The organism is Prosthecobacter sp., from assembly GCF_046154365.1.
GTDB lineage: Bacteria > Verrucomicrobiota > Verrucomicrobiia > Verrucomicrobiales > Verrucomicrobiaceae > Prosthecobacter.
The window spans coordinates 51,198-59,592 of sequence record NZ_JBJXFV010000224.1; the positions used below are offsets into that span (position 1 = coordinate 51,198).

At 60.1% G+C, this 8,395-nt stretch carries 7 protein-coding genes and 1 tRNA gene; 3 read left to right on the forward strand and 5 right to left on the reverse strand.

What is annotated here, in order from left to right:
• Window position 1 precedes the first annotated feature (1 nt).
• Complete coding sequence (locus ACKVY0_RS28690; RefSeq protein WP_409218314.1) at window positions 2–694, reverse strand: ubiquinone/menaquinone biosynthesis methyltransferase; 693 nt, start codon at window positions 692–694, stop codon at window positions 2–4.
• Between the two features lie 47 nt (window positions 695–741).
• Window positions 742–826, reverse strand: a tRNA-Leu gene (locus ACKVY0_RS28695).
• A 111-nt stretch (window positions 827–937) separates the two neighbouring features.
• On the opposite strand from ACKVY0_RS28695, the gene ACKVY0_RS28700 reads away from it, so the two are divergent.
• On the forward strand, window positions 938–1,825 hold the full coding sequence (locus tag ACKVY0_RS28700; protein ID WP_409218315.1) for a prenyltransferase/squalene oxidase repeat-containing protein: 888 nt from the start codon (window positions 938–940) through the stop codon (window positions 1,823–1,825).
• A 113-nt stretch (window positions 1,826–1,938) separates the two neighbouring features.
• On the opposite strand, the gene ACKVY0_RS28705 is transcribed toward ACKVY0_RS28700, so the two are convergent.
• The 3 genes from ACKVY0_RS28705 to ACKVY0_RS28715 all read right to left on the reverse strand — a co-directional run bounded on the left by ACKVY0_RS28705 (window position 1,939) and on the right by ACKVY0_RS28715 (window position 5,615).
• Window positions 1,939–3,276 carry a DUF1501 domain-containing protein gene (locus ACKVY0_RS28705; protein WP_409218316.1) on the reverse strand — a complete coding sequence of 446 codons (1,338 nt, stop codon included), beginning with the start codon at window positions 3,274–3,276 and terminating at the stop codon, window positions 1,939–1,941.
• A gap of 114 nt (window positions 3,277–3,390) precedes the next feature.
• Window positions 3,391–4,611 carry a hypothetical protein gene (locus ACKVY0_RS28710; RefSeq protein WP_409218317.1) on the reverse strand — a complete coding sequence of 407 codons (1,221 nt, stop codon included), beginning with the start codon at window positions 4,609–4,611 and terminating at the stop codon, window positions 3,391–3,393.
• Between the two features lie 68 nt (window positions 4,612–4,679).
• A complete protein-coding gene (locus ACKVY0_RS28715) occupies window positions 4,680–5,615 on the reverse strand; it encodes a D-alanyl-D-alanine carboxypeptidase family protein (RefSeq protein WP_409218318.1) in 936 nt (311 codons plus the stop codon).
• 160 nt (window positions 5,616–5,775) lie between these two features.
• Between ACKVY0_RS28715 and ACKVY0_RS28720 the strand changes: the two genes are divergently transcribed.
• Together ACKVY0_RS28720 and ACKVY0_RS28725 are read left to right on the forward strand one after the other, a co-directional pair.
• On the forward strand, window positions 5,776–6,666 hold the full coding sequence (locus tag ACKVY0_RS28720) for a peptidylprolyl isomerase (protein WP_409218319.1): 891 nt from the start codon (window positions 5,776–5,778) through the stop codon (window positions 6,664–6,666).
• Between the two features lie 152 nt (window positions 6,667–6,818).
• Window positions 6,819–7,682 (forward strand): sugar phosphate isomerase/epimerase family protein, encoded by an 864-nt coding sequence (locus ACKVY0_RS28725; protein WP_409218320.1) that lies wholly within the window; start codon window positions 6,819–6,821, stop codon window positions 7,680–7,682.
• The last annotated feature ends 713 nt before the right edge of the window (window positions 7,683–8,395 follow it).

The following is an 8,395-nucleotide window of genomic DNA, read 5'->3' on the forward strand; positions in this document are numbered from 1 at the left end:
ATCAGGACTGAAGTCCTGGTTCTTTTTTTGCCTCGTAAAGCGAAGCGATGCCAAACGTCAGAGGCGTTGTCGTGGCCGTTTGGAAGCCATTGGCGCAGATTAGAGCCTCCATGGCCTTGCCGGAGGGGAAGCGCTCGATGGAGCCGCAGAGATAGACGTAGGCGTCGCGTTTGCCGGTGATCCAGCCGGCGATGCGGGGCATGATTTGCTTCAAGTAGAAGAGGTAAAGCTGCCGGATGCCGGGAAAACGCGGGATGGAGAAATCGAGCACGAACAGACTGCCGCCAGGACGCAGCACCCGGCTCATTTCCTGCAACGCAGCGGGCCAGGAGGCCATGTTGCGCAGGCCGAAGGCGACGGTGAGGACATCGAAGACGCCGTCTTGGAATGGCAAGGCAAGGCCATCGGCGGCGATCAAGGTATGAAAGTGGCGGGCCTGAGCCTCACGCATCATGGGAACGGAGAAATCGGCGCCGAGCACTTTGGCATCAGGACAGGCAGATTGAATCGCCTGGGCGAGATCGCCACTGCCGGTGGCGAGATCGAGGACGCGCTGGGGCTTGAGAGCAGCGATGCGTTTGGCAGTGGTGCGACGCCAGAGGCAGTCGATGCCGAGGCTGAGGACATGGTTCGCGAGCACATAACGTGATGCGATTCCCGCAAATGCCTGCCTCACGAATCCTGCGTCTTGCATGTGACTTGATGTATGACCGGTCACCCGTGCGGCAAGGCGCCGCTGGATGGTGCTCACGAGAGGACTCGAACCTCCACGATGTTACTCACTAGAACCTGAATCTAGCGCGTCTACCAATTCCGCCACGTGAGCAAAGGAGTCGGGTTGACCGGGACGGCGAGTTTTGACCACGGCAGGGATTTCTCAAGCGGGAAAATGAGTTTCTTCTGGCGAGTGGCACCGCTTCGGGTTAGTCGCGTGCGCATGTCCTTTCGTCTTGAGATGCTGCAAGTGGCTCGTTTGGCGCCGAAACTCCTGGGTGAGTCCGCGGGGCTGGTGGAGGCGTTTTTGCGATCGCGCAGGAAACCCGAAGGCGGTTTTTTTGATCGCAACGACAAGCCTGACCTCTACTACACTGTGTTTGGGTTAGAAGGATTGCAGGCGTTGCTGATTGACCCGTCCAAGAAGGCGGATGTGCGTCCATGGCTGACCACTTTTGGCAACGGTGAGCGGCTGGACTTTGTGCATCTCTGCTGTCTGGCACGTTGCTGGGCGAATGCGGGCCTGGATGACCTCCCCATGGCATCGCGTGAGGCTTTGGCCACTCGCATTGAGACCTTTCGCTGTGCCGATGGCGGCTACCATCAGGCTCCGGGAAGAACCAAAGGCAGTGCTTATGGCTGTCTGCTGGCTTGGGGAGCGTATCAAGATCTCGGCGGCCTGCCGCCGGAACCGTGGCGCATGGCGGAATGCATGGGCGGACTGCGCACGCCGGATGGTGCCTGGTCGAACGAGCCGAATGTCCCGGTCGGCTCCACCACGGCCACGGCGGCGATGGTGGCGCTGCATCGTCATCTGGACATGGCACCGCCAGCGGAAGCCGTGGACTGGTTGATGCGGCAATGCCTGCCGAATGGTGGCTTCCTGGCCTTTCCCGTGGCTCCTCTACCCGATCTGCTTTCGACGGCTGTGGCTTTGCACGCGCTGGATGCGGTGCAGGCGGATTTTTCACGCCTCAAGGAGCCGTGCCTCGATTTCGTCGATTCGCTCTGGGATGCGACGGGTGGTTTCCACGGCAATTGGACGGACGATACGCTGGACTGCGAGTACACCTACTATGGACTGCTGGCGCTGGGACATCTGAGTCTTTGAGCAAGCCTGGCTGTTAAACAAGACCATGAACTCGGCTCTGGAGAGCCAAGCTACGCACAAAAAACCCGGACATTGCTGTCCGGGTTTTCCGTGTGATTCGTGGTGTCGTCGAATTAGGCGAGAGCTTCCGTGAGGATGCGGCCACCGTTGACGATGTCGATCGGGCGTGCGCCGTCGGACATGATGCGCTTCTCGGCATTGATGCCAAGGAGGCGGTACATGGTCTTAGCAAGATCTTCTGGGCCGACAGCATCGCGATCCGGCTCACCGCCGAGAGCGTCGGAAGCACCGTGGATGTAGCCTTCCTTCATGCCGCCGCCAGCCATCGCCACTGAGAACACACGCGGCCAGTGGTCACGACCATTGGTGCCGTTGATCTTCGGTGTGCGGCCGAATTCGGAACTGACCATGACGAGCGTGCGCTTGAGCATGCCGCGATCCGCGAGATCGGTGATGAGGCGAGCAAAGGCCTGATCGAAGTTCGGGGCCTGGCCGGTGAAAGCGTCTTTGATATTGGAGTGGTGATCCCAGCCGCCGTAGTTGACGGAAACCATGCGCACACCGGCTTCGACCAGACGACGGGCAAGCAGGAAGCGCTGACCGGCGCTGTTGCGGCCGTATTCGTCACGCAGCTTGTCGCTTTCCTTCGTGATGTCGAAGGCTTCGCGGGCTTTCTGGCTGCTGATGAGGCCATAGGCGGCCTGATAGAAGCTGTCCATGGCGCTGATGGAGTCGGCCTTTTCCACCGCCTTGAAGTGTTCGTCCACAGCGCCGAGCAGATTGCGGCGGCGGTCGAAGCGCTTCTCATCCACATCCTTCGGCGTGAGCAGATCGCGCACGCTGAAGCCCTTGTCAGCGGGATCGCTGCCAAGTGCGAACGGGCCGTAGGCGCTGCTCATGTAGCCGGTGCCCTGATCGGGAGCGAACACGCTCGGCACCGTGACGTAGGGCGGCAGATTGTTGCGGCTGCCCTGCTCGTGGGAGATGATGGAACCGAAGCTGGGGAACTTGATCGCCGGGCTGGGGCGGTAGCCGGTGAACATGTTGTGCGTGCCACGCTCATGGGCGGCTTCACCGTGGGTCATCGAGCGGATGACGGTGAGCTTGTTCATGATCTTGGCGATGTTCGTGAACTTCTCGCCGACGTATTCGCCAGGAATGGAAGTCTTGATCGGCGTGAATGGGCCGCGGTAATCGGGCGAGGCGAAGGGCTTGGGATCCCACGACTCATGCTGGGCCATGCCGCCGGGCAGGTAGATGTGAATCACGGAGTCAGCGATCGGCTTGAAGGTCTCCACATCAGGGATCACCTGAGCGGCCTGGAGGCGAAGCATTTCTGGCAGCGTGAGACCACCGAGTCCGCCGAGCATGCCGACGTAGAGGAAGTCACGTCGGCTGACACCGGAACGGAGATCAAGGTGGTTGCCCTGGCAATTGGAATGCATTTTCATAGGATGAGATGAGGGGTGTTGTTGCTGGAATCGTGAGGAGTTACGGGGAGCATTTGGGGTTCTTGCAAATCTTGCGAAAAATATCGCAAATCTTGATCATCGTGCTGGCCGCTTTCATTTTGTCACCCACCCGGACTGTACGACGTGGGTGATCCAAACTTGGAAGTCCACCGGTGCATCGAGCGGAAATTTCAGGCGCAGTGTGATCGGCACTGTGGCGTCGCTGTTTTGCTGCAACCAGTAGTCCAGCTCTTTGGCCAGCGCACTGGCCTTGTCCACGTAACCATAGACCACCTTGGCCCCCGGCTCGGAGATGTTGCGCAGACTGTAGCATTTGAGGAGTCCGGGATCGCCGAACTGGTTTTCAAAATGACCCGCAGGAGAAACCAACACGCGGAGCAGCGTCGGTGACGTCGGCTTCGCTTCGAGAAAGTCCGACCACGCCATCTCACCCGCTCCCACGAAGGACTCCCAGTCCACCCGTGGTCCTTCAGCCGTGTGCTCGACCGTGGCGAGACGCCGTCCGCCGCCCTCGAACACCACCACATGCTCGCTGAACTGCGGCGAAAGCTCTGTCGTTTCAACGATGGAATCAAACACCGTCGGTCCGTCGGCGTTCTTCGCGTAGTAGATGCTCATCAAAGGAGCGACGCGCAGATTGTTGCGCACCAGCAGCGCGCGCTGCTTCCAGTTGGCCGCCTGCAGAAACTTGCCCAGCACTTCCTCCGCAGCGGCGAGTCTGGCGAGATTCTCAGGAGCGTCACCGCGAGCGGGCATCGCCGTGGCGGTTTTGAGTTCGCTACTCCCCGGTGCGCGAAAGACGAGGTTTCCTGAACTCACCGGCAACGGCACATCCTCTGGCGGAATCATGCGTGTCACGGCTGGCGCACTCCCGCCACTTCCACTCGGTGATGTCGCTGCGCCAGCCTTCGTTTGCCCGGGACCAAACAACTCTTTCTGCAGCGCCTTTTCCTGGACCGCATGATATAGGCTCATGCCGAGGATCACGATCACGATGAGACCGACCACGCCTGCGCCAAGCACCAGTCGGCGGCGGAACTGCTGCACCTCCGGGTCCAGGCGCATGCGGTCAAAAGCATCACCAAGCAGTGGCTGCGGCCCTTGCGAGGGTTCCAGCCGCGTCAGGCTCGTGGTCGTCGGTGGCTCGGCTTGATTCATCAACAGCGCACGCCGTTTCGTCTTCGTGCTTTTCTCCGCCATCTGCAGCATCACCATCTCTCCGCATTCCGGGCATGGGCGCGAGCGTGTGACGGACGAAACCTGGATTTCGACGGTTTTTTCGCAGTGGGGGCAAACGAGAGTGGTGGCCGGCATTCTTGACTGGACGATTGGGGGTGGAGCACTCTGCCTTTAAGAACGATTCGTCGCAACCCTGTGGTTGTTCAATTTCCCATCCATGCCATGGCCACGCCGCCGCGTGACCGCAGCCGCTGCAAGCCCCAGCTCATCATGATGCGGGCGTCTTCCCAGATGTACTTCGTCTTGGTGCCGAGCTGCACCAGGATCACCTCACGGCTGCCGCTGGCAGCGCTCGAAATCAAACAGCGCCCGCTCGCCACCGTGTAGCCGGTTTTCATGCCGTTGCACTCCGGCATCACGCCCAGCAGTTCGTTCGTATTCTCCAGCGTGACCGCCCGGCCATCCGCCCGTTGGAAGGTGTAGTACTTCCGCCGCACCACATCGCGAATCACGCCGTTGCGATACGCCGTCATCGCCACGCGGGCCATGTCACGCGCGGTGGAATACTGCCCGGAAACCGTCAGTCCGTGCGGGTTTTTGAAATTGGAACTCGTGCAGCCCAGCGAGCGTACCTTCGCATTCATCTTCGCCGCAAAGGCACCGATGCTGCCCGCATTGTCACGCGCCAGTACATTCGCCACATCGTTCGCGCTCTTGACGAGGAACGCATACAGCAGCGCACGCCGCGAATAAACCTCGCCCGGCCTCAACCCCAGCCGCGTCGGCTCCACCGCCACATCGGAGGCTTGTACCCGCACCATCTTGTCCAGATTACCCGCATCCAGCACCACCAGGGCCGTCACCAGCTTCTGCGTGCTCGCCACTCCGCGCACCGACTCAAAATTACGCCCTGCCAGATGCTGTCCGGTGCGCGCATCCAGCAGCAGGTAAGAGGCCGCACGGATCGCCGGCCCGGAGTTCGCCACCAGCATCGTTTGCTCCGGCAGCATCACCGGCACGGCAGAGGGATTGCCGTTATCGCCCTGCTGCAAGTAACTGGTGCCCGGGGCCACGGGAATCGCGCGCACCACGCTTTGGCTCGCACAACTGCTCAGCGACCATGCGGCCGCTGCGGTCATCAAAAAATGGATCAATCTCATCATCATAGTGGCAACGCCGCAGCAACCCGCAGTTTTCATGCCAAAAACCCGGGGTGGGGCTGACGGCGCGCAACTAGGCCACCATGCTCTCATTGTCAAACCTTGCGCCCCCCCGCTCCGCGCTCCATGATCGGTCCCCATGGCTCTTATCATCAACGGCGAACACATCGACGACGAAATCATTGAGGCGGAGTTCCGCCAGATCAAAGGACACTTCGAACGCACCCTCCAGGTCGCCTGCTGCGAACGTGACCCCGAATTTCGCGGCATGGCCAAGGACAATCTCGTCTCCCGTGCCCTACTCGGCCAGGAAAGCCGCCGCCGCTTTCCAGCGGTCGATCCCGCCGATGTCACCATCCGTTTGACCAAGCTCATCGACGATGCCGGTGGCGAAGAGCCGTTCTACATGAACATCGGCATGGCCGTCAAAGACGAGGCGCTCATTCGTGACAACGTCGCTGGTGGTGTCCGCCTCGACAAAACCCTTCAGGCCATCTACGCCCCCGAACCCGTGCCCACCGAGGCGGAACTCAAGGCCTGCTACGACGCCAACCTCAAGCACTACCTGACCGAGGAAGAAATCAAAGCCTCCCACATTACCAAAAGCCTCCAGGGCGCCACCAGCCGCGCCGAAGTGTATCAAACCCTGCGCGATCTCCGCGCCCAGCTCCTCGCCGGAGCTGACTTCGCCACGCTTGCCGAAACCCATCGCTCCGGCGAGCAGCAGCAGATCGACCTCGGCTGGTTCAAGCGCGGCGAGTTCATGGAAGAGTTTGAAACCATCGCCTTCTCCATGAACGAGGGCGAAATCAGCCCCGTCTTCAACACCCAGCTCGGCTTCCACCTCTGCACCGTCACCGGCCGCAAACCCGCCAAACCACGTCCCTTCGACGAAGTGAAAGAGGACGTGAAAACACGCCTCCTCGAAGAATACCGCGACAAAAAATTCAACGCCTTCCTCGAAGAACTCAAAGCCACCGCCAAAATCGAAGACACCGATCCTGACGAAGGCGCCAACTGCGGCCATTGATCCCGTTGGAGACTTATCAAATCGCCCTGCGCCAGAGCCGCCTTGAGTGACTTGGTGCTGGACAGCCCACATGCGTTCGTCTCAAATGCGCGCCTGCTGGCCATCGCGCCCGCTGTTCATTCCAACGCAACCTCTCCACCAACAAACACACCATGGGAAAAATCCAATTCGGCTCCGAAGTCTATACCTGGTTCATGCAGGGCACCGGCAAAGGCTACGACAACAAACTCGACCACATGATCAAGGTCGCCTCCGAGGCAGGCTTCACCGGCATCGAGCCCATGGTCCTCGAAATCTCCACCAGCGCCCTCGGCTGCTCCAAATACTGGCTCGGGCCCCTCATCGACCCCATCAAGATGAAGGACACCCTGCAGCAGTACAACATGCAGCTCGCCGGCCTTGCCCTCGTCTGCGCCTGGGATGGCGAAACTGAAGCGCCCAACGAAAAGGAAGCCGCTGACTTCACGCTCAACTTCCTCAAGCACTTCCCCGGCTCCATGCTCGGCACCGTCACCCTGCCCAGCGGTCGCAAGGACAACCTCCAGAGCCGCCGCCTCAACATCGCCAAAAACGTCAACGCCGTCTCCAAACGCGCCGCCGACCTCGGCATCAAAGCCTCCTACCATCCGAACAGCCCGCCCGCCTCCCTCGTCCGCACGCAGGAAGATTACGATGTCGTCCTCAGCAGCCTCGACCCCAAGGTCACCGGCTGGACGCCCGACGTCGGCCACATCATCCGTGGCGGCATGGACGTCATCGCCACGCTCAACAAATGGCAGCACCTCGTGAACCACATCCATTACAAGGACTTCTCCGGCAACGGCGCCGAGCCTTGGGCGCAGATGGGCACCGGCAAGCTCGATTTCCATAAAATCACCGAATGGCTCGTCGCCCGCGACTACTCCGGCTGGATCATCTGCGAAGACGAAGCCCACGTCGCCGTCGATGACCCCGACGGCGTCACCAAGCAGAACGGCGAATGGTGCAAAACCAACCTGCATCCCATCGTCGCGTAACCGCTTCCGACATCGAACCGCCCTCACTCAACGCCCTCTTCTTCACGGAAGAGGGCGTTTTTGTCGATTCGATGGGCCATCGAATCATCTGCCAGCCCCGCTCTGGCGTGATCAGGCACGATGCCGCCGCACCTGACACCTCCCAGCCCGGCCCCCACGCCCCTCATGCCTGCCAGCCCCCTCCAGCCCCCTCGTCGGCGACTCCCTCCGCGATCCAAATGCCACCACGGCACTAGCGCAAAAAGCCGCAACACCAAGGTGAGAGGGACTCCGTCCCCGCCTCCTTGACTTTTTGCGTCCGCGTCGCCACCACATCCGGCTGCCGCAGAACTGTTCTCCGCAGCCGCATATACCTCGCGTCATCGGGTTTTGTGATTTCCCACAGATTCAGAAAACCCGCAGATTTGTTTTCAGACTCATGCAATCTGTGGGTTCTCTGAATCTGCGGGACTCATGCATTTTCACCCATCGTGACGATGTGCGGTATAGATGGTGGGTAAAAAATCAGAAAACAGATTTCCATCTTTTACCCCCAAGTTAGTCAGGAGGGGCAGAAGGGCAGAGTTTTTTGAATTCGGCAGCAGATCTATACTGCGCGTCATCACATTTTGTGAAACGGAGGATTGGCCGCAGATTCAGGAAAACCGCAGATTACCAGACATAAAACAATCTGTGGCTTCCCTGAATCTGCGGCAAAAAATCACCCATCTTGA

What these genes read in the sequence shown, in the direction of transcription:
- ACKVY0_RS28700 (WP_409218315.1), top strand. Translation starts at nt 938, where the DNA reads ATGTCCTTTCGTCTTGAGATGCTGCAAGTGGCTCGTTTGGCGCCGAAA.
- ACKVY0_RS28715 (WP_409218318.1), bottom strand. Translation starts at nt 5,615, where the DNA reads ATGACCGCAGCGGCCGCATGGTCGCTGAGCAGTTGTGCGAGCCAAAGC.
- ACKVY0_RS28725 (WP_409218320.1), top strand. Translation starts at nt 6,819, where the DNA reads ATGGGAAAAATCCAATTCGGCTCCGAAGTCTATACCTGGTTCATGCAG.
- ACKVY0_RS28705 (WP_409218316.1), bottom strand. Translation starts at nt 3,276, where the DNA reads ATGAAAATGCATTCCAATTGCCAGGGCAACCACCTTGATCTCCGTTCC.
- ACKVY0_RS28720 (WP_409218319.1), top strand. Translation starts at nt 5,776, where the DNA reads ATGGCTCTTATCATCAACGGCGAACACATCGACGACGAAATCATTGAG.
- ACKVY0_RS28710 (WP_409218317.1), bottom strand. Translation starts at nt 4,611, where the DNA reads ATGCCGGCCACCACTCTCGTTTGCCCCCACTGCGAAAAAACCGTCGAA.
- ACKVY0_RS28690 (WP_409218314.1), bottom strand. Translation starts at nt 694, where the DNA reads ATGCAAGACGCAGGATTCGTGAGGCAGGCATTTGCGGGAATCGCATCA.